The organism is Sphingomonas faeni, assembly GCF_003053745.1.
Lineage (GTDB): Bacteria > Pseudomonadota > Alphaproteobacteria > Sphingomonadales > Sphingomonadaceae > Sphingomonas > Sphingomonas faeni.
Genome location: NZ_QAYE01000001.1, coordinates 503,215 through 523,704, shown reverse-complemented (window position 1 = coordinate 523,704; position 20,490 = coordinate 503,215). Strand labels below are relative to the sequence as shown.

Here is a 20,490-nt window from a genome sequence, read left to right as displayed (position 1 = left end):
AAGCGTCGCATTTAGGCAGCGCAGGAACGGACGGGGCCGGGTTCAAGTGCTTGATGCGACCGATATCAGTTCCGACATAGTGGCAAAGGGCTCGCGGTCTCGCGGCCCGACAGGAGTATTGTAAATGCCATCATTTGCACCCGCCCTCGAGACCACGCTGCACAAGGCGCTCGAGGCGGCATCGTCCCGGCGTCACGAATATGCGACGCTGGAGCATCTGCTGCTCGCGCTGATCGACGACGAACATGCGTCGAAGGTCATGACCGCGTGCAACGTCGAGATCGGCGATCTGAAGAACACCGTCTCGCATTACCTCGACAGCGAACTCGACGCGCTGAAGGTCGATGCGGCGACCGATCCCTCCCCCACCAGCGGGTTCCAACGCGTCGTCCAGCGCGCGATCCTGCACGTCCAGTCCTCGGGCCGCGACGAAGTGACCGGCGCCAACGTGCTCGTCGCCTTGTTCAGCGAGCGCGAGAGCTATGCCGTCTATTTCCTGCAACAGCAGGACATGAGCCGCCTCGATGCGGTCAGCTTCATCAGCCACGGTGTCGGCAAGGGCGGGCAGCAGGCGACCGAGGCATCCACGCCAAAGGGTGCGGACGACGAGAAGCCGACCAAGGGACAGGAGAAGGGCAAGACGGAAAGCGCGCTCAAGCAATTCACGGTCGACCTCAACGAGAAGGCCAAGAACGGCAAGGTCGATCCCCTGATCGGGCGCGGGCCGGAGGTGGATCGCACGATCCAGATCCTGTGCCGCCGGTCGAAGAACAACCCGCTCTATGTCGGTGATCCCGGCGTCGGCAAGACCGCGATCGCGGAAGGCCTGGCGCGCAAGATCGTCGAGGGCGACGTGCCCGACGTGCTGTTGCCTGCCGTCATCTACTCGCTCGACATGGGCGCGTTGCTGGCGGGGACGCGGTATCGTGGTGACTTCGAGGAGCGCTTGAAGGCGGTCGTCAACGAGCTCGAGAAGCTGCCAGACGCAGTGCTGTTCATCGACGAGATCCACACCGTGATCGGCGCCGGCGCGACCAGCGGCGGGGCGATGGATGCATCGAACCTGCTCAAGCCCGCGCTGTCGGGCGGCACGATCCGGTGCATCGGCTCGACGACGTACAAGGAGTTCCGCAATCACTTCGAGAAGGACCGCGCTCTGCTGCGGCGCTTCCAGAAGATCGACGTGAACGAGCCGACGATCGAGGATACCATCAAGATTCTTGCCGGCCTGCGCTCGGCGTTCGAGGATCACCACAACGTCAAGTACACCCCCGATGCGATCAAGTCGGCGGTGGAGCTGTCGGCGCGGTACATTAACGATCGGAAACTGCCGGACAAGGCGATCGACGTGATCGACGAGGTCGGCGCGATGCAGATGCTGGTGCCGCCGAACAAGCGCAAGAAGACGATCACGCCGAAGGAGATCGAGCAGGTCATTGCGACGATGGCACGGATCCCGCCGAAGTCGGTCTCGACCGACGACAAGCTGGCTCTGGCCACGCTCGAGACGGATCTGAAGCGCGTGGTGTTCGGGCAGAATGCTGCGATCGAGAAGCTGTCGTCGGCGATCAAGCTGGCCCGTGCGGGCCTCCGTGAACCGGAGAAGCCGATCGGCAACTATCTGTTCACCGGGCCTACCGGTGTCGGCAAGACCGAAGTCGCCAAGCAGCTCTCGACGATCTTGGGCATTCCGCTCCAGCGGTTCGATATGTCCGAATATATGGAGCGGCATTCGGTCAGCCGTCTGATCGGTGCGCCGCCGGGCTATGTCGGGTTCGACCAGGGTGGTCTGTTGACCGATGCGATCGACCAGAATCCGCACTGCGTGCTTCTGCTCGACGAGATCGAGAAGGCGCATCCGGACCTGTTCAACATCCTGTTGCAGGTGATGGATAACGGGCGGCTGACCGACCAGCATGGCAAGTCGGTCGATTTCCGCAACGTCATCCTGATCATGACGACCAATGCGGGCGCCAGCGACATGGCGCGCGAGACGGTCGGCTTCGGCAACCTGTCGCGTGAGGGCGAGGACGAGGTGGCCGTGACGAAGATGTTCACGCCCGAGTTCCGCAACCGTCTCGATGCTGTGGTGCCGTTCGGGTATCTGCCGACCGAAGTGGTCGCGCGGGTGGTGGACAAGTTCATCCTCCAGCTCGAACTCCAGCTGGCGGACCGTGGCGTCCATATCGTCCTCGACGACGAGTCGAAGGCGTGGCTCACCACCAAGGGCTACGACAAGTTGTACGGCGCACGGCCGATGGGTCGCTTGATCCAGGAGAAGATCAAGCAGCCGCTCGCGGAGGAACTGCTGTTCGGCAAGCTGGTGCACGGCGGCGAGGTGACGGTGAAGATGAAGGACGGCGCGCTGTCGTTCGCGATCGAGCCTGCCGCGCCCAAGAAGCCCAAGAAGAAGGGCAAGACCGAGACGGTCGACGCCAGCTGACGATTATCAACCTGGTTCAGCGAGAGCTGGACCAGGTTTGATTTGAGGTGGCTGGATGAACAGCACTCCAAATTCTACCAATCCTCTTTCGGCTCGCGCCCGGTTCTGTCGTTGAGACACGATCGGCGGTAAGAACGAAGCGACTTCACGAAGCCGATAGCGTGGTTCGAATTGCGAGCCAAATCGGCATAAATCGATCCAGTATGGTCGAAATCCGATTGATTACGCCGTCGTACGGGCGCCTCTTTACCATTAATTGGCGAAGGCGGCTTAGACGGTGTCTGCATGACGTTCGGGTTTCGTATCACTTGGCTCATCGGCATCGTTGCGACGGCGTTGGCGATGCTCGGTGCTGCACCGGCCGAGGCCCGGACCGGGCAACTGCTCGATGTCTGTATTATGCGGGCTACCCCAGGGCTTTCCGTACCTGCCTTGTTTCGAACGCCTTCACGGTTCGACTGCACCACCCCCCAGTCGGCCTATGGTTCGGGCGATTTCTGGGTTCTGTCGCAGGTTTTGCCGACGAACCTGACGCACATCCCTGATCTGCGTGCCCTCACCGCGAGCGTCTGGCAGGATCGCGTCACACTCTTCGTCCTATACGCAGACGGCGCGATCCGCCGGACCGGGTTCACCAGTCGCACGTCAGGCCGTCATCTCATGATCGGCGCAACCCTGTCTCTGACGCTGCCGCCGCACGTTGCGCGCCCCGTCCGCCTACTTTGGCACGTCGAGGGTTCGGCGAATTTGCGGGGCGTCGTACTCGGGCCGACACTCGCAACGGCCGGGGAAGTCGCAGAGAGCGAGATCATCCTGTCGGCGTTGTATGCAAGCTTCGGCGGGATGGCGATCGCGTTGATCGTCTACAATCTCGCATTGTGGGGGGCGCTTCGACAGTCGTTCCAGCCGGTCTATTGCCTGCTGGTGCTGTGCTTGCTCGGGTACGCCTTTTCGTCGTCGGCCGCGCTGGGCCAGCTTGTGCCGTCGCTCGACAACAACGTCCGCTTGAAGCTCAACGTATGCCTGTTGGCGATCTGTGCGGGCATGGTTCTCGTCTTCGCGCGTGCTTTCTTCGAGCGCACGGTGTTCGACGGCTGGCTGCGCCCCGCCAGCAACGTGGCGCTCGCGACGCTCGCTACTGCCGGGATTGCGTTCGCGATCCTGGCACCGTGGCAGATCTACTGGCTCGATCGGTTGCTGACGCTCAGTTACATTCCGCTGATCGCGCTGGTGCCGCCGGTGCTGTACCGAGCCTGGCGGGTCCGCAGCAGCTACCTCTGGATGTTCACGCTCGCCTGGGGCGCGCCCATCGTCTTTGCCAGCCTGCGGATCGCCGGTGCACTGGGGCTGATGTCGTGGAGTTTCTGGATCGATAACTCCACGATGATCTCCATGATGCTGGAGGCGCTGTTGTCCAGCCTGGCGATCGCGTACCGGATCCGGCTGCTCAGCGTCGAACGCGACGACGCGCGCGAACAGGAGATCGCGGCGCGGTTGCTGGCGGATACCGAACCGCTGACCGGGCTGCTCAATCGCCGTGCGTTCCTGGATCGCGCGATCGGACGGTCGGGCGATCAGATGCTGCTGATCGCCGACGTCGATCACTTCAAGCACGTCAACGAGACGATCGGCCACGATGGCGGCGACGAAGTCCTGAGGGTCGTGGCGCGGGTATTGCGCAACGCGGTGCCGCCCGACGCTCTGGTCGCGAGAATCGGCGGCGAGGAGTTCGCCATCCTCATCGACGCGACGACGCCCGTCCTGCCCGACACGATCCTCGAACGATTGCGCAGCCAGCGCATGCCGTTCGACATGGCGATAACCGCGAGCATCGGCTGCTGCACGGGGCCGTTGCTGCGCGAATCGGACTGGAAGGCGCTGTATCGCAGCGCCGATCGTGCCTTGTTCGCAGCCAAGGGCGCCGGGCGCGACCGGTCGCGTGACGCAGGCATACTGCCGATTGCCGCTTAAACCCGGTTCGCTTGCGAAACGGCAACGTGTGAGCCATGATCGCACGCCTGGGAGATCGACGATGCGGAACCGGAAACTTGTGCTGGCGGTGGCGGGGCTTGCGCTCGTGACGCTCGCCGTGCGTCATCCGACCGCCGAGTTCAGGCTGCTCACGCACGAAAAGAGCGACCCGTCGCCGCATAGGATGCAGGCCGTCGTTGATTTCGGACTGGTCGGTGTCTCGGTCTTGTACACCTGGACCGTCAACCGCCTGCGGTAAGTGCGTGCCGCATATCCGGCGCCCTCTCGCGCGTCCTTGACCCTCGTCGCGTGCCTGCGCCATAGCGACGGACATGGACACGCCGATCGAAGACCTCGCGTTCGAGGATGCACTGAAGGAACTCGAGCTTATCGTCGGGAAGCTGGAAAGTGGCGACACGCCGCTTCAGCAGGCGATCGAGCTGTACGAGCGCGGCAACAAGCTGCGCCAGCGTTGCGCCGACCGGCTCGATGCGGCGCAGGCACGGATCGAGGCGATCCGGCTCGACGGCGACGGCAAGCCTGCCGGCGTCCGCCCGTTCGCGGCGGGCTGACGCGGTGAGCGGGATGCCCGTCACGCTTGATGCCGCGCTTGCCGAGGTCTCCGCGGAGATCGACCGGCAATTCGACCAGCTGCTGACCATTCCGGACGATCCGCGCGGTGACCTGTATCGCGCGATGCGGCACGCGGCGATCGGTGGCGGCAAGCGGTTGCGGCCGTTGCTGGTGTTCGCGACTGCCAATCTGTTCGACGTGGCACGCGAATGTTCTGCGCGTGCGGCGACGGCGATCGAGGCGATCCACGTCTATTCACTGATCCACGACGATCTGCCGTCGATGGACGACGACGACATGCGCCGCGGCAAGCCGACCGTGCACAAGGTGTTCGACGAGGCGACCGCGATCCTGGCGGGCGATTGCCTGCACGCGATGGCGTTCGAGATCCTGGCCGATCCGGCGACGCACGCCGATCCGTTCGTCCGGATCGAACTGGTCATGGACCTCGCGCGGGCTTCCGGGCCGAACGGCATGGCCGGTGGCCAGAAGATGGACATCGAGGCTGAGAATACGCGCTTCGACCTCAATACCGTGACCCGGTTGCAGCAGATGAAGACGGGTGCACTGATCTCGGCGTCGGTCGAGGCCGGTGCGATTCTCGGGCGGCTGCCACCGGAGGGCCGCGTTGGCCTGCGTGGCTATGCGCATGACCTGGGGCTGGCGTTCCAGATCGCCGACGACCTGCTCGATGCCGAGGGCGACGAGGCGGTCGTGGGCAAGTCGCTGCGCAAGGACGAGGTTGCTGGCAAGGAGACGTTCCTGTCTCTGCTAGGGCCCGAACGCGCGCGCGAACAGGCGCGGATGCTCGTCGACCAGGCGGTCGCGCACCTGCACAGCTATGGCAAGGAAGCCGACCTGTTGCGGGATATCGCCCGTTTCGTGCTCGAACGCGACCGCTAAGTCTACCACCGGGGAGTTCAACATGACCGCACGGATTGGCGTTTACCCCGGGACCTTCGATCCCGTCACACTGGGTCATATGGACATCATCCGGCGCGGCGCGAAGCTGGTCGACCGGCTGGTGATCGGGGTGACGACCAATCCGTCGAAGTCGCCGATGTTCACGATCGAGGAACGGATGGCGACGGTGCGCCGCGAGGTGGCGGACGTCGATGGCGATATCGAGGTGGTCGCGTTCGATTCGCTGCTGATGGATTTTGCCGAGCGGCAGGGGGCGAAAGTGATCGTCCGCGGACTCCGGGCCGTCGCCGATTTCGAATATGAATATCAGATGGCGGGGATGAACCAGCAGATCAATCCGCGCGTCGAGACGGTGTTCCTGATGGCCGACGTCGCGTTGCAGCCGATCGCGAGTCGGCTGGTGAAGGAGATCGCGCTCTACGGCGGGAATATCGCCAAGTTCGTGCCGGAGTCGGTGCGCGAAGAGGTGGTTGCGCGGGTCGAGAAGATCGGCCGCAAGGGGAGCTGACCTCCTTCGCCCCCCCCCTGGAAGGGAGGGGTTGGGGGAGGGTCGGGTTCCGCGTGCGGCACGGTTTGTGGCTCGAGCTGGCCTACCCACCCCCGGCCCCTCCCTTCCAGGGAGGGGAGCAGTTCGGTGTCGGCTGCTCTGCACGTTCAGATTGGCGCAAGCGGGGATTTGCTCTAAGTGGCGGCAGCCTGGTTGCGCCGGGCCTCTTTCGAGTGGGAATTTGATGCGCTTTTTCGTCGGAATGTTCGCGTTGCTCGGGTGCCTGGTCACGGTACCGGCTGGTGCAGCGCAGAAGAAGGAAGTCGTGGCGCCTGCCGTTCGCGCGACCCCGCCCCTGACCACGGATACGCAGAACCTGCTGCTGCTCGATCTTTCGACCGGCGGGCGCGTCACGATCTGGCTGCGGCCCGACGTCGCGCCGCTGATGGTCGAGCGGATCAAGACGCTGACCCGCCAGCATTTCTATGACGGCCTCGCGTTCCACCGCGTGATCGATGGGTTCATGGCGCAGGGTGGCGATCCCAAGGGCGACGGCACCGGTGGCTCGACGCTCCCCGACGTGAAGGCGGAGTTCAATTACCTGCCACACGTCCGCGGTGCCGTCTCGGCGGCGCGGTCGGACAAGGAGGACAGCGCGAACAGCCAGTTCTTCATCGTCTTCCAGCCGCGGCTGAGCCTCGACAAGAAATACACCGTGTTCGGCCGCGTGCTCGACGGGATGCAGTATGTCGACGCGATCGAGCGCGGCGAGCCGCCGGCAAACCCGTCGCGGATCGTCCATGCCTATATCGCGGCGGATAACCCTCCGGCGTATATGGCTGGGCCGCCCGCCCCGGCGCTCGGTGCACCGGTGACGTTGCCGGGCACGGCTTCGGGGCCTGACGCTGCCAAGCCAAAGCTCGCGCCGGCCGCTCGCAAGGCGCCGGTAAAGAAGGCTCCTGCAAAGAAGTGACTCCACGTTGAACGTCGACCTTTTCGACTTCGACCTGCCGACCGACAACATCGCGCTCCGCCCCGCGGCGCCGCGCGATGCTGCCCGGATGCTGGTGCTCGAAGGTGATGCGACCCAGGATGCGGGCGTGTCGGATTTGCCGTCGTTGCTGCGGCGTGGCGACATGCTCGTGTTCAACGATACGCGCGTGATCCCGGCGCAGCTCGACGGGCGGCGCGGCGATGCGAAGATCGGCGCGACCCTGCACAAGCGCGAGGGGCCAAGGCGGTGGCGCGCGTTCATCCGCAACGCGCGGCGGTTGCGTGATGGCGATGTGATCGAGTTCGGCAACGGTGTCAGCGCAGCGGCGGTTGATCGCGAAGACGATGGGAGTTACGCGCTGGTCTTCGCGGGCGACGAGCCGGTCGAGCTGCTGCTGGAGCGCGCGGGCCACATGCCCCTGCCCCCGTATATCGCCGGCAAGCGCCCCACCGACGAACGCGATGCGGACGATTACCAGACGATGTTCGCGTCCGAGCCGGGAGCGGTCGCCGCGCCGACGGCGGCGTTACACTTCACGCCGAAGCTGATGGCGGCGCTGGAGGCGGCGGGGATCGGTCATGCGACGCTGACGCTGCATGTCGGCGCGGGCACGTTCCTCCCCGTAAAGGCGGCCGACACGACCGAGCACAAGATGCACGCCGAATGGGGCCGGATCGATGCCGCCACCGCCGATCGGCTCAACGCGGTCCGCGCGAACGGTGGTCGCGTGATCGCGGTGGGGACGACGTCGCTGCGGCTGATCGAGAGCGCGACCGGCGAGGACGACGTGATCCGCCCATTCGACGGCGACACCGCGATCTTCATCACGCCGGGATACCGGTTCCGCGGCATCGACGGGTTGATGACCAATTTCCACCTGCCGCGCTCGACCTTGTTCATGCTCGTGTCGGCGCTGATGGGGCGCGAGCGGATGCAGGCGGCGTATGCGCATGCGATCGCCGGGAAGTATCGCTTTTACAGCTATGGCGACGCCTCGCTTCTGCTGCCATGACGGGCGGCATGCTGCTCGCCCTTGCTCTTCTCCAGGCCATTACCGCCGCACCGCCGCCCGTGGGCACGCCGCAGCCGCCCGCGACGATCTTCGCCGAGCCGGCTGCGCTGTTCATCGCCGCGTGCGACGTGAACGGTGATGGCCGCGTGACGCAAGCCGAGCTGACCGCGGGCGTCGCGCGGAGCTATGCCACCGCCGAGGGTGCAGCGACCGGATCGATCGGGTACATCGCCTTTGCCGACTGGGCGCAGGCGTGGCTCGGCGATCGCAATGCGTTGCCGAGCCCGTTCGAAGTCGATCGCGACGGCGACAACCGGATCACGTTGGCCGAACTCCAGGCGCGGTTCGCGCAGTTCTTCGCGCGGTTCGACCGCGACAAGGATGGCGTGCTGACTCGCGCCGAACTCATCACCATCCGCGGCGCGCCGGCCGGCGATCGCTACGGCATCCGCAAGAAACGTTGATATGACTCGTCCCCGCTTCGACTTCACCATCTCCGCCACCGACGGCAAGGCGCGTACCGGCGTCATCGCGATGCAGCGCGGCGACATCCGCACGCCTGCGTTCATGCCGGTCGGTACCGCCGCTACCGTCAAGGGGATGAAGCCCGCCGACGTCGTTGGCGCAGGCGCGGACATTATTCTCGGCAACACCTATCACCTGATGCTGCGGCCGGGTGCCGAGCGGGTTGCGCGGCTGGGTGGTCTGCACGCGTTTTCGGGGTGGTCGAAGCCGATCCTCACCGACTCCGGCGGGTATCAGGTTATGAGCCTCGCGGACCTGACCAAGCGCTCCGAGGAAGGCGTCTCGTTCAAGTCGCACCTCGACGGCACGCGACATCTGCTGAGTCCCGAGCGGTCGATCGAGATCCAGCGGCTGCTCGGCTCGAACATCGTCATGGCGTTCGACGAACTCGTGCCGACGACGTCCACGCGGGAAGTCCAAGCGGCGGCGATGGAGCGTTCGATGCGCTGGGCCAAGCGATCGCGCGCGGCGTTCGATGCGGGCGAAGATCATGCCGAGAACAACGCGATCTTCGGGATCCAGCAGGGTGCGCTGAACGAGGGCTTCCGCAAGTCGTCTGCGGATGCGCTGATCGATATCGGCTTCGATGGCTATGCGGTCGGCGGGCTGGCGGTCGGCGAGGGCCAGGAGGCGATGCTCGGCTGCCTCGACTTCGCGCCGGACCAGTTGCCGGTCGACAAGCCGCGCTATCTGATGGGCGTCGGCAAGCCGGACGACATCGTCGGCGCGGTCGAGCGCGGGATCGACATGTTCGATTGCGTGATGCCCACGCGGTCCGGCCGCACCGGCCAGGCCTTCACGCGCACCGGCCCAATCAACATCCGCAACGCGAAGTTTGCCGAGGACATGGGGCCGCTCGATCCCGCCTGTCCTTGCCCGGTCTGCGCGACCTGGGGGCGGGCGTATCTGCATCATCTCGTCCGTTCGGGCGAAATGCTTGGCGCGATGCTCATGACGGAGCATAACATCTGGTTCTACGAAACGCTGATGGCGGATCTGCGGGCGGCGATCGCCTCGGGCACGCTGACGCAGTTCGCGAATGATTTCCGTGGCGTGTATGCCCGGAAGAGTGAAGGAGAGCCCAAGTGACGATCAAGATCGACAGCGACACCCCGAACGAAATCCTCGCCGCCGCCAAGGAGGCGAAGCTGCAGGCCGAAGCCGCCGCGCATAACGCCGCCGAGAAGGCCAAGAGCTGGCCGCTCGCGAAGATCGGCCTGGGCGTCGGCATCGGCTCCGCGGCGATCGCGGGCGCGGTACTGTTCGCGAACCGCAACAAGTAAGGATCCCGATGCGCCTCCTCCGCTCCGCTTTGCTGCTGACCGCAGCTTCTTTCCCGGTAGCGGTGGGGGCGCAGACCGCACCTGCCCCGACGCAGGTCTCGGTGAAGCCGATCGCCTATACCGAACGCACCTTGCCGAATGGCCTGCGGGTGTATGCGATCCGCGACACCGGCACGCCGAACGTGTCGGTGCAGGTGTGGTACGACGTCGGCTCGAAGGACGACCCCAAGGGCAAGTCCGGGTTCGCGCACATGTTCGAACACCTCATGTTCAAGTCGACGCGTAACCTGGTGTCGGAGCAGATGGACCGGCTGACCGAGGATGTCGGCGGCTACAACAATGCGTCGACCAACGACGACTATACCAATTATTACGAAGTGATTCCGGCCAACCACCTCCAGCGACTGTTGTTCGCGGAGGCAGACCGGATGGCGAGCCTCGTCGTCGAGCCCAAGAGCTTCGGCTCGGAGCGCGACGTGGTGAAGGAGGAACTGCGCCAGAGCACGCTGTCGCGGCCGTATGGCAAGCTGTTCTCGCTCTATTATCCGGCGATTGCTTATTCCACGCATCCCTATGCGCGTGGGACGATCGGCAGCCTGGAAAATCTGGAAGCCGCCGGGATCGACGACGTCCGGGCGTTCCACGCTACTTATTATCGGCCGGACAATGCGATCCTCGTCGTCTCGGGCAATTTCGACCCGGCGCAGTTGAACGGCTGGGTCGACCAGTATTTCGCGGGGATAAAGAAGCCGAGCGCAGCGATCCCGCGGGTAACTGTCGCCGAGCCCGCACGGACTAAGGCTGTGGCGCGCACCGTGTACGAGCCGAACACGCCGCTGCCTGCGGTGCTGGTCAGCTATCATGTGCCGGCGGACCGCGATGCGGATATCGCCGCGTTGACGGTGCTGAAGGCGGTGCTGGCGACGGGCGAAAGTTCGCGGCTGTACGAGAGCGTCGTGTACCGCGACCAGCTCGCGCAGTCGGCCGAGGCGTTCCTGGATACCAAGCAGGCGACCGGCAACATGGTCGTCTACGCGATCCTCGCGGGCGGCAAGACGGTCGAGGCGGGTGAGGCTGCGTTGAAGCGGGAGGTCGCCCGGTTCCGCGATGCGCCGGTGACCGCGGCCGAACTCGCGGAGGCGAAGAACGAGATCCTGACCCAGTCGATCCAGTCGCGCGAGACCGCCGAGGGCAAGGCGAGCACGCTGGCGTCGGCGGTGCTGATCGATGGCGATCCGCAGGCGGCCGACAAGCAATTGGCGGCCATCGCGCGGGTGACGGCGGCGGATATCCAGCGCGTTGCGCGGAAATACCTCGGCGACAACCAGTCGGCGACGATCCGGTACATGCCACTCGCGGCCAAGCCTGCCGGCGGTGTCGCGGATGCGATCACGGTTGCGCCGACGGTGCAGGTCGCCGACCTGAAGGCGCCGGCAAATATCGAGATCGTGACGCCTGCGCCGAAAGGGCATCGGGTCCAGCCGCCTGCGCCGAGCGCACCGGTATCGCCAACGATCCCGCAGCCGTTGGAGACGCGGCTCGCCAACGGCATGCGGCTGGTGACGGTCGAGCGGCACGACCTGCCGATCGTCACCGCGTATCTCGTGACTGCCGGTGGTGCAGCGACCGATCCGGCAAATCGTGCGGGTGTCAGCAGCCTGTCGGCGGACCTGCTCACCAAGGGTACGAAGACGCGGTCGGCGACACAGATCGCGCGTGCGGTCGAGGGGCTCGGCGGGGCAATCGGCAGTTCGGCTGGCAGCGATGGCGCGGCGGTCGACGTGACGGTGAAGTCGGACCAGCTTGCGCCGGCGATTGCGATCCTCGCCGACGTCGCGATCAACCCGGCGTTTGCGCCCGAGGAGATCGAGCGCGCGCGAACGCAGCAGGTCGATGCGGTGACGCTGGCGTTGAAGGATCCGGCCCAAGTCGCAGGTCTGGTTGCGGATCGCGCGGTGCTCGGGGCGTCGCCCTATGGTGCGCCGAACGGGGGCACGCCGCTGTCGCTGAAGGCGATCACGCGGGCCGATATCACGGCGGCGTATGCGCGGAGTTTCCAGCCGGGCCAGGCAACGCTGATCATGGTCGGCGACGTCACCGCGGCGCGGGCAAAGGCGCTGGCGGAGTCGCAGTTCGGTTCTTGGAAATCCGTCGGCGGGGCAACCGTGAGCGCGCCGCAGGTCGAGTACCCGAAGCCTCGTGTCATCGTCGTCGATATGCCGGAAGCGGGTCAGGCGGGCGTCGTGGTTGCGCGTCCTGCGATCGCGCGGTCGGATACACGCTATTATCCGCTCGCAGTCGGCAATACCGTCTTGGGCGGCGGCTTCTCGTCGCGGCTGAACCAGGAGATTCGGATCAAGCGTGGGCTTGCGTACGGCGCGGGCAGCGGGCTCGATGCGGGGAAGACGCAGGGCACGGTCGCGGCGCGGACTCAGACCAAGAACCCGACCGCTGCCGAGGTGGTGACGCTGATTGCCGCCGAAATGACGCGGATGGGGGCGTCTCCCGTGCCCGCTGCAGAACTCGACACGCGTAAGGCCGTGCTCGTCGGCAATTTCGGGCGCGGGATCGAGACGACGTCGGGCGTTGCCGGGATTTTGGGCGCCTATGTCCAGAACGGCGTGCCGCTCGGTGAACTCCAGCGCTATACCGGTGCGGTCGGCGCGGTCGATCCGGCGGCCGTGCAGGCGGCGGCGGTCGCGCTGCTCGATCCGAAGGCGGCGAGCATCGTCGTGGTCGGTGACGCCAAGCAGTTCATCGAACCGCTGCGCAAAGCCTATCCGAACGTCGAGGTCATCCCCGAGGCCGCGCTCAAGCTCGACACCGCAACCTTACGGTAAGCGCTTGTTGCTACGGTGACCGTCCGTCCCGCGGTGGGACGGACTGAATCCGTGCGCGATCGGTCCGGCCAGATCGGCTATGCACGGCTCGACAGGCAGGTACGAGGAAAGCGATTGCGCGTTAGGTTGCAGACGGTTCGGTTGATGAAGCGCATCTGGGCGGCGATGGTCGTTACGGTGCTGATCATCGGCGCCGGGATTTCTGCGCACGCAGCGCTCCGGGCGATGTCGGCGCGTGAAGCGGCGAGCGAGCGCGCGAGTGCCGCATCCTTGGTAAAGGTCTCAGCCCCCGCCCCTGCGTCGGCTGAGCAGGAGATCGCCGCCCCTGCGGCGGGTGTTACGGGGACCATCGACCTGCCCGATCTGCCGATCCCGGCCGGTGCGACGCTCGACGCGGGCATTGTTCCCGCACGGCCCTTCTCGATGGCACCCACATCGGCACTGGACCGCGACCGTGCGCTGCAATGCCTCACCGCGGCGATCTATTACGAAGCCGCATCCGAGCCCGATGCCGGCCAGCAGGCGGTCGCGCAGGTCATTCTCAACCGCGCCCGGCATCCTGCCTTCCCGGGAACGGTATGCGGCGTGGTGTACCAGGGCTCCGAACACGCAGGCTGCCAGTTCAGCTTCGCCTGCGATGGCGCGATGACGCGGGTGCCGGCGCGTGCCGCATGGGTCCGCGCCGCGCGTGCGGCCGGCATGGCACTCGCCGGCTATGTGTACGCGCCGGTCGGGTTGGCGACGCACTATCATACCTATGCTGTGACGCCTGCGTGGAACCGGAGCATGGTGATGACCGACGTCGTCGGGGCGCATTTCTTCCATCGGTGGAAGGGGTATTGGGGTACTTCGGCTGCGTTTAACCAGCGCTACGCTGGCGGCGAACCGGTGCCCGGGCCGCATCTGTCCGTGCAACCGATTGCGCCGCCGACACCGCAGATGATCGCGGCTGCCACGGCCGGGGCTGTCTCCGTCCCGGTACCGGCTACGGTGGTGGCGACCGTTGCGCAGGCCAAGCCCGCTACTCAGGCTCCGGCAATACCGGCTCCTTCCAACATGCTGCCGCCAGAATCGCAGATCCTCGACCGGTGGAAGGATTCGGGCAAGCCGCTGAAGTAAGTCGTCGCGACGGTTTCCATAGTATCGCGTCAGCGGTGTTCATGCTTTCTGGCAGCCAACTTGCTGGATGAAAAAGTTGGTTCGCGCAGAGGCGCAGAGGACGCGGAGGTGGTGCGTTCTGGGTAAGCTGCGGACGTCGCATTTGATTTCGGGAACCTGCGGTTCAGCTAGAGCTCCGCGGTCTCTGCGCCTCTGCGCGAAAACGGCGTCTCTGAAAGCAACAAAGAAAAACCCGAGTGCATCGCTGCACCCGGGTTTTTCCTCAAATAAATCGAACCTCGGAGATCCAGCCTATTCGGCGGGGACCATCGACGGGGTGCCGATCATCATGCGCTCGCCACCGGGAGGTGCAGCCTCACGAGCGGCGCGGAGGATCTGGGTGCGTTCGGCACGCGAGGCCATGTCGTCCCAGGCCTTTTCGGCGCGGCGGCAGCGATCGCGGACGTTGTCGAGGAGGGCTGCATCGCCGTTGCGACGCTCTTCATCAGCGCGGGCCCGGTAAAATTCTGGATTATCGGCCATGCTGGTGCGCTCCTGCGGGAAATTTCAAAGGGGTGATGCGGCGACCATGATGGCCGCCGCATCGCAACCGAGATCAGGCTGGCGGACCGTAATCCGCCAGCGAGATCAATCGGCTGGCTGGAGGTTCACGGCCGACTGCTTGCCACGCTTGTCGGGCTCGAGCTCGTAGGTGACGCGCTGGTTCTGGTTCAGCGTCGGCATGCCGGCGCGCTCAACCGCGGTGATATGCACGAATGCATCGTTGCCGCCGCCATCCGGCGCGATGAAGCCATAGCCCTTGTCGGCGTTGAAAAACTTGACGGTTCCGGTGATAGCCATGAAGTGGCTCCTTCTTAGTAGAGAGTAACCCGACGTTCGGGCGACCCGTGCCGCGGAGCAGGGAAAGAAGGAGAAAGGTGCCGCAAAGCGCCAAGAACCGTCGATATGCGACTGTAGCTGAGCGCTATATGGGCCAAGACCGCCCGAATTGCAAATCTTGCCGGTAAAATGGGTCAAGAACTGCGTCGATTATCGCAGATAATATTTTCGCGTGCGCCGCCATCGACGACGATAATTTAGATCGACCGGCGCAGATATTTCGGCGCCGGCCGAGGGATTTAACGGCAGCGGGTGTCGTTGCTGGAGCGATCCACCGCACGCCCTGCGAGCGCGCCGCCGGCTGCACCGAGCACGGTACCGAGTAGGCCCGAGCCGCCGGGCGCGATGACGTTACCGAGCACGCCGCCCGCGACTCCGCCGACGATCAGGCCGGTGGTGCCGTCGTTGCGGCGACAATAATATCGGCCGTCATTGCCACGATAGACGCGGTCGTTGCGCGACAGGCGGCGCTCACGATAGCGTGCATCGTCGCGGTAATAACGACCGGCGTCGTAGCCGCCGTATGCGGGGTCGACGCGGTTATAATCGTAGGAGCGATAGCGCGGGTCGACGCCGTAGCGGCTGCCTCCGTCGCCGACGCAGCCGGCAACCATGGTAGAGGCGGCCAGCAGGCCCAGCATCGCAACGCGCATTTCGTGTCCTTTCAGTGGGTTGATACTGAATGCGTAATGATCGGCGCCGGGGTTCGGTTGCCAGCGCCGAAACACCGTTAGTCCTTGAGGTTGGCGGGCACGGTGCCGCCGTTCTTTTCCAGCTCGCGCATCACGGCCTTGATCAGCCACATGTTCATCTCCGCGCTGCCGTCCTTCGCGCCGGTATAGCCGAGCTCGGTGGCGAGTTCCTTGCGGTTGTCGAGGCTCGAATCGAGGTCAAGCAGTTTCATCAGGTCGACGATCGACGTGCGCCAGTTGAGATCCGAGCCCTTCTTCGAGGCGATGCCCGAGAGGACGGCCTCGACGTCGACTGCCTGGGCGGGCGCTGCCTGCGGAGTCGGTGCGGCGGGCGTTGGCGTCGGCGCGGGCTGGGCTGCGGTGGTCTGCGGCGCGGGCGCTGGTGCGGGCGCGTCGGCCTTGGGCGTACCGAAATGGCCGCTGCCGAGCGGGCCGTGCTCACCGAAGATGGCGGACTTGATCTTGCTGAAGATGCTCATGGGGGTACTCCGTTGACTATGCGTATGGCGGGAGAACGCCCGGTGGCGGATTTGGGTGCAGCGTCCGCAGGCGTCGGCGTCAGATTGGGTGCGGTGTGCGATTGGCCGGGCGACTGGCCGGGACCGGCGCCGGACGAAGCGGCGTTACCGGGTTCTGGGTCAGGCGTTCTCGGGCGATCCGGATCGAAATTACGGGCCAGCGCAGCGACGCGTGCCATATCGGTCGCGGCGACCGCATCGACCTCGTCATCCTCGATCAGCCCGCAGCCCACCGCATAGCCGATGAACCAGCTGTCGCGATCGGCGCCCTCGACGACGACGCGCTCGGCGGTCTCGCGGTCGTACGGCGCATCGAGGATGATCGCCTCCTCCCGGGAACATTCGCGGCTGTAACCGTCGTCGCCGAAAGTGCCGCCATTGCCTTCGTCGAAGTCGCTCAGGGGCGGGAAGCGGGTGCGCCAGGCACTGGTGAATTCGTCCCACCAGACCGGACATTCGCCGTCGGGTCCGCCCGGTTCGACGGCCGGAAGTGCAGAAAGTGCAGACGCTGGCGCAGGTTTCGGAGGCGCAGGTTTGGCGACAGGTTCGGGTGCGAGACTGAGCAACCCGGCGGCCTCGGCGCGCGCCCATTGCTCGGCGGTCCAGCCGGCGCGGGCGGCGGGATCGAGATCGGCAACGTCGATCTCCGACGCGAGGCCGGCGTTGCTGCGGAGCCAGCGGTCCGCGCGGGCCAGCGCCACGATCGGCGCCATCCCCTCCCCTGCGTCGGACGACCGGACACGCTCGCCGAGGAACAGGCCGGCGCGGGCAGGCCCTGCGTCGCGCTCGACCACGTCGAGGAACGCGTCGAACTCGGTCGCGATCAGGCGTGCGGCGGCATTGGTGGTCTCGCTCTCCTCGGCATGGCGATCGAGCCGGGCGAGCAGCGACATGGCGAGGCGGTTGTCGAAGCGGTGGCGTTCGATCACGTCGCCGTCGGGCTTCGTAAGACGCTCGATCTGGCCGACCATCGCGCGACAGAACAGCGCCTCGGCGACGATCGGCCGCGCGACGAGCTTGGCGGCGTCCCAGCCGAGCGCGAACGCCGCGCCCGCTGCGCGACGGCGCAGGCTGTACGCGGCGCGTGGTGACAGGCCGACGCTGGCGGTGGCCTCGTCGACGGTGGCGCCCTCGGCGATGCGTTCGAGGAAGACGCGCTGGCGTTCTGGGGACCAGCCGTCGATGCGCTGGCGATTTTGCCGCGTGAAGGAGTCGATGGGCGGCGCGTCGACACCCTGTTCATGGAGAGCGGCGGTCACTTGCGCATGGTCCGGGCGAGTGCGGTCCATCGGTCGCGGTTGGCGGCGATCTCGGGCGATACGGGCAGGCGGTTGCCGATCCGGCCGGCGTCTACATGCGCTTGCCAGGCCATGACGTGACGGACCGCGTCTGGGAGGTGGTCGGGGATTGGGGGTTCGTAGCGTGGCTTTGGTGCGGGGATCGCGCGCGTGGCGATGTAGCATGGGCGTGGAACGGCCGGGGTGGGTGCGTTTGCCATGGTCGATCCTCGTTGCGGAGAGGACCGATCAGGTATGCCGGATCGGGGTGTGTAGGACAGCGGTTTCGGGGGGGGCCTCGTCCTGACGCCCGCCCTCGTCATCCTGACGAAAGTCAGGACCCAGGGTTAAGGGGTGTAGCACTTTGGCTCTGGGTCCTGACTTTCGTGAGGATGACGGAAGGGGGATGAGGGCGTGGCGTGGGTGATGGAACCAGTGCTCATCAATCTCGAACACGCGTAGCGCGCGATCCGACGCCCTCCTTGTTCTCCCGCGAAGGCGGGAGCCCAGTCTGGATCCCCGCCTTCGCGGGGACACACGCTTGCTTGCTCGAAAGAGTACCCGCCGAAACCAGTCCAGGTGACGGAGCGAAGGGGTGACGTCAGGATAGACCTAGACCGTTGAGCATTCCGATCGTCCCCCGCAAGGGGGAGGTGGCACCGCAGGTGACGGAGGGGGAGGACACGCAACGAAGGTGATCGCCCCCTCCCCCTCCGTCTGGCAAGCGCCAGCCACCTCCCCGTTGCGGGGGACGATCAGGAAGGCGGGTCAGCCGAGCGTCGAACCGCGATCCGCGGCGAACGACGGGGCCGGGCCGGTGGCGGGGCGGAGCGACTCGCGCTCGGCCTTGGTGGGGACCGCGGTGGGATCGGGGCGGAAGGCGTCCGGCGCGCGATCGGTCGCACCCGGGCGGGGCTTGTCGAGCGCGAGATCGGGCGCGGCATGCTCGGCGGGGTTGGCCTTCGAGCGTAGGAACACCGCCAGCAACGCACCCCCGAGACCGATCGCCGCGGCCCCGATCGACAGCGCGTTAATGCCGAACGTCTTGGCGTTTGGCTTGGGGCTGGGGGCGGGCTTGTGCGGGTGAGGCTTGGTCATGGGAATGTCCTTTGATGCAGCCTCGGAAACGGACGGTCGGTGGCAGGGGTTCCGCCTTGCGCTGGCGACGCCGATCCGTCGGGGCAACAACGACGGTTGCAGGGCTTCAAGGATATTGCTGGCGAGCGTGGAGGACGGCGAGGATCTCGATCGTCTCAGTGACGCGGTAGACCAGCAGGTAGTTGGGATGGATTACCGCTTCTCGCGTGCCGGCAACGCGACCGGGACGGTAGAGATAGGGATGCTCGGCGATCCGGTTCGTCGTGTGAAGGATCGCCGCGCCCAATCGGCTCGCGGCATCGGCATTTCGATCAGCAATGTAGGTCGTGATATCGCGCAGCGCCTGACGGGCCTCTGGCCGCCAGTTCAGTGGAAGATCAGCGATGCCGGGCGCGCTCAATGATGGCCTGCATTTCAGCCATGACTATGTCGTGGGGAATGCTGGGCTCCTTGGACGCCATCGCACGCTCGACCTTGGCGCGGAACCATGCGTCATACGCTGCGGCGTCCTCGCTGGTCGCGAACTCCGACTCGATGGGGGTTAGATTAGCCATGTAACCAAGATAGCACTTTTGCTGGATAGCGAAAAATTACTAAACGCAAGAAACCTACAATCTAGCATAGATACCCGAGGCCAATCTCGATCGAAGTTTATTTTACCATAAAGATGGCTATGCCGAAGCGCATCTCGGATCAGTTTCGTGACCCAGCCTTCAAGACGAACCAAACACATCATGACGTACGTCTATAGCAACCTCCCTATAGGCTCCGTCAACATAATATAGTATAATAGGATTTACCCTAGTCACACGATAAACTACCAATGTAGCCAGTGTTACAAGTAGAGGGTGGCCAGATGGTATGATGTAGATCTTTGTCCAAACGCGACTACGAAGAAACTTAACAGCTTTTTTGGATAATTCCTTAACAGTTTCTTTAACATTTTCTTGACTCAGATCAACGTTCCCCTCCGAAAAATAAAACGTTTCACCCTTTAGTATATCGACGGGTAGAGCATGCATTCCCGCATTAACGACAAACGTGAGTTCGCCGCTGAGCTCCTCCTCGGTAACGCGAGATAAAGCTGCTTCAACCTGACGTTTTGAATAGGTTAAGCACAGCTCAGCCATTGCTGTTTCGAGATCGGATTTCACTGTGGGGTCGCCTGTTTTTCGTTTGTGGAATTGAGGGCCATGACATGATCCCTGTCTTCACGTATCAACAATGCAAGAGGACTTGACTGATCCATTTGAAAAAGCGGCACAGTTGCCCGCCGAGACGCAAAAGTACTCATTGTAAGAAAATAATAATCATCAATTATATAAAAGGAATAATGGGGCAGCGTCTTTTGCTTGAAAAGCTCAATATTAACACCTTTGCTAACTAGATCGTCGACGATCCGCGTTAGCTTCCGATATTCTGCCCGTACGTCATCATCTGAAAATCCTGTATTCAGAGCCACCAGTCGCCTGACGTCAGCGTCGTCCGCGTCAACACAATACACCCGAACGCGAATAGACCCTGCCCTTGATACTAATATCCCAATATTATCTTTAAGAAATCTATCAGAATAAGTGACGCCAACATCCAACGTCTTCGCAGAATCCAACACCTTAGCGGGGATACAGGTTTTTGAGTCTCTAAAGAATTTTAGAATTCCGGACTCGCGCAAAGTCTCGTTTGCTATGACGTTGTCGGATACGTCTTTGTAAAATCTGGACCTTACTCGAAAATCAGTATAATATTGAGTTATTCCAGCGATGAGTAGCGCAAGCCCAATATTGTTCAATGTGTCATCAAACTTGGCCCCCGCGAACTTCCATCCTTCGGTCATCTCGTTATTTCCGAGAACTAA

At 64.2% G+C, this 20,490-nt stretch carries 24 protein-coding genes; 13 read left to right on the top strand and 11 right to left on the bottom strand.

Annotation, left to right across the window (positions count from 1 at the left end; all coding sequences use genetic code 11):
• Nucleotides 1-124: 124 nt before the first annotated feature.
• From clpA to C8J25_RS02240, 13 genes are all read left to right on the top strand, one after another.
• Nucleotides 125-2,443: an ATP-dependent Clp protease ATP-binding subunit ClpA gene (gene clpA / locus C8J25_RS02300; RefSeq protein ID WP_107952080.1), complete on the top strand. Its 2,319-nt coding sequence runs from the start codon at nucleotides 125-127 to the stop codon at nucleotides 2,441-2,443.
• A 285-nt stretch (nucleotides 2,444-2,728) separates the two neighbouring features.
• A complete protein-coding gene (locus C8J25_RS02295; protein ID WP_244186669.1) occupies nucleotides 2,729-4,414 on the top strand; it encodes a GGDEF domain-containing protein in 1,686 nt (561 codons plus the stop codon).
• Nucleotides 4,415-4,475: 61 nt separating this feature from the next.
• Nucleotides 4,476-4,673 (top strand): hypothetical protein, encoded by a 198-nt coding sequence (locus C8J25_RS02290; protein ID WP_107952079.1) that lies wholly within the window; start codon nucleotides 4,476-4,478, stop codon nucleotides 4,671-4,673.
• A gap of 73 nt (nucleotides 4,674-4,746) precedes the next feature.
• Nucleotides 4,747-4,986, top strand: coding sequence for an exodeoxyribonuclease VII small subunit (locus C8J25_RS02285; RefSeq protein ID WP_056060585.1), 240 nt, complete (start codon nucleotides 4,747-4,749; stop codon nucleotides 4,984-4,986).
• Between the two features lie 13 nt (nucleotides 4,987-4,999).
• Complete coding sequence (locus C8J25_RS02280) at nucleotides 5,000-5,890, top strand: polyprenyl synthetase family protein (RefSeq protein ID WP_093396812.1); 891 nt, start codon at nucleotides 5,000-5,002, stop codon at nucleotides 5,888-5,890.
• A 22-nt stretch (nucleotides 5,891-5,912) separates the two neighbouring features.
• The gene (coaD, locus tag C8J25_RS02275) at nucleotides 5,913-6,419 is read left to right on the top strand and encodes a pantetheine-phosphate adenylyltransferase (RefSeq protein WP_056060588.1); all 507 of its coding nucleotides are present in this window, start codon (nucleotides 5,913-5,915) and stop codon (nucleotides 6,417-6,419) included.
• 223 nt (nucleotides 6,420-6,642) lie between these two features.
• Entirely contained in the window at nucleotides 6,643-7,371 is a 729-nt protein-coding gene (locus tag C8J25_RS02270; RefSeq protein WP_056060592.1) for a peptidylprolyl isomerase, read from the top strand.
• 7 nt (nucleotides 7,372-7,378) lie between these two features.
• On the top strand, nucleotides 7,379-8,404 hold the full coding sequence (gene queA, locus C8J25_RS02265) for a tRNA preQ1(34) S-adenosylmethionine ribosyltransferase-isomerase QueA (RefSeq protein WP_107952078.1): 1,026 nt from the start codon (nucleotides 7,379-7,381) through the stop codon (nucleotides 8,402-8,404).
• Between the two features lie 8 nt (nucleotides 8,405-8,412).
• A complete protein-coding gene (locus C8J25_RS02260; protein ID WP_244186667.1) occupies nucleotides 8,413-8,868 on the top strand; it encodes an EF-hand domain-containing protein in 456 nt (151 codons plus the stop codon).
• A 1-nt stretch (nucleotide 8,869) separates the two neighbouring features.
• Complete coding sequence (gene tgt, locus C8J25_RS02255; protein WP_107952076.1) at nucleotides 8,870-10,018, top strand: tRNA guanosine(34) transglycosylase Tgt; 1,149 nt, start codon at nucleotides 8,870-8,872, stop codon at nucleotides 10,016-10,018.
• Nucleotides 10,015-10,212, top strand: coding sequence for a hypothetical protein (locus tag C8J25_RS02250; protein ID WP_197978314.1), 198 nt, complete (start codon nucleotides 10,015-10,017; stop codon nucleotides 10,210-10,212). Before tgt ends, C8J25_RS02250 begins: the two co-directional genes overlap by 4 nt.
• A gap of 8 nt (nucleotides 10,213-10,220) precedes the next feature.
• Nucleotides 10,221-13,052, top strand: coding sequence for a M16 family metallopeptidase (locus C8J25_RS02245; protein ID WP_107952075.1), 2,832 nt, complete (start codon nucleotides 10,221-10,223; stop codon nucleotides 13,050-13,052).
• A 51-nt stretch (nucleotides 13,053-13,103) separates the two neighbouring features.
• A complete protein-coding gene (locus C8J25_RS02240; RefSeq protein WP_425275437.1) occupies nucleotides 13,104-14,171 on the top strand; it encodes a cell wall hydrolase in 1,068 nt (355 codons plus the stop codon).
• Nucleotides 14,172-14,462: 291 nt separating this feature from the next.
• Here the strand turns inward: C8J25_RS02240 and C8J25_RS02235 are convergent, their stop codons facing one another.
• From C8J25_RS02235 to C8J25_RS20155, 11 genes are all read right to left on the bottom strand, one after another.
• Nucleotides 14,463-14,693, bottom strand: a complete 231-nt coding sequence (locus C8J25_RS02235) for a hypothetical protein (RefSeq protein WP_056060610.1) — start codon at nucleotides 14,691-14,693, stop codon at nucleotides 14,463-14,465.
• Nucleotides 14,694-14,798: 105 nt separating this feature from the next.
• A complete protein-coding gene (locus C8J25_RS02230) occupies nucleotides 14,799-15,011 on the bottom strand; it encodes a cold-shock protein (protein WP_031394996.1) in 213 nt (70 codons plus the stop codon).
• Nucleotides 15,012-15,289: 278 nt separating this feature from the next.
• Nucleotides 15,290-15,703, bottom strand: coding sequence for a glycine zipper 2TM domain-containing protein (locus C8J25_RS02225; protein WP_156362209.1), 414 nt, complete (start codon nucleotides 15,701-15,703; stop codon nucleotides 15,290-15,292).
• A 77-nt stretch (nucleotides 15,704-15,780) separates the two neighbouring features.
• On the bottom strand, nucleotides 15,781-16,221 hold the full coding sequence (locus tag C8J25_RS02220; RefSeq protein WP_107952073.1) for a DUF3597 domain-containing protein: 441 nt from the start codon (nucleotides 16,219-16,221) through the stop codon (nucleotides 15,781-15,783).
• The gene (locus C8J25_RS02215) at nucleotides 16,218-17,549 is read right to left on the bottom strand and encodes a hypothetical protein (RefSeq protein ID WP_146173261.1); all 1,332 of its coding nucleotides are present in this window, start codon (nucleotides 17,547-17,549) and stop codon (nucleotides 16,218-16,220) included. Before C8J25_RS02215 ends, C8J25_RS02220 begins: the two co-directional genes overlap by 4 nt.
• Complete coding sequence (locus C8J25_RS20165; RefSeq protein ID WP_146173260.1) at nucleotides 17,516-17,758, bottom strand: hypothetical protein; 243 nt, start codon at nucleotides 17,756-17,758, stop codon at nucleotides 17,516-17,518. The genes C8J25_RS02215 and C8J25_RS20165 overlap by 34 nt, the downstream gene beginning before the upstream one ends.
• Before the next feature lie 547 nt (nucleotides 17,759-18,305).
• On the bottom strand, nucleotides 18,306-18,635 hold the full coding sequence (locus tag C8J25_RS02210; RefSeq protein WP_107952071.1) for a hypothetical protein: 330 nt from the start codon (nucleotides 18,633-18,635) through the stop codon (nucleotides 18,306-18,308).
• Nucleotides 18,636-18,741: 106 nt separating this feature from the next.
• Nucleotides 18,742-19,035: a type II toxin-antitoxin system RelE/ParE family toxin gene (locus C8J25_RS02205; RefSeq protein WP_244186665.1), complete on the bottom strand. Its 294-nt coding sequence runs from the start codon at nucleotides 19,033-19,035 to the stop codon at nucleotides 18,742-18,744.
• Nucleotides 19,013-19,189, bottom strand: a complete 177-nt coding sequence (gene relB / locus C8J25_RS02200) for a type II toxin-antitoxin system RelB family antitoxin (RefSeq protein WP_107952070.1) — start codon at nucleotides 19,187-19,189, stop codon at nucleotides 19,013-19,015. Before relB ends, C8J25_RS02205 begins: the two co-directional genes overlap by 23 nt.
• Before the next feature lie 159 nt (nucleotides 19,190-19,348).
• Entirely contained in the window at nucleotides 19,349-19,789 is a 441-nt protein-coding gene (locus C8J25_RS20160; protein ID WP_146173259.1) for a hypothetical protein, read from the bottom strand.
• A complete protein-coding gene (locus C8J25_RS20155; protein WP_146173258.1) occupies nucleotides 19,786-20,469 on the bottom strand; it encodes a hypothetical protein in 684 nt (227 codons plus the stop codon). The genes C8J25_RS20160 and C8J25_RS20155 overlap by 4 nt, the downstream gene beginning before the upstream one ends.
• Nucleotides 20,470-20,490 lie beyond the last annotated feature (21 nt).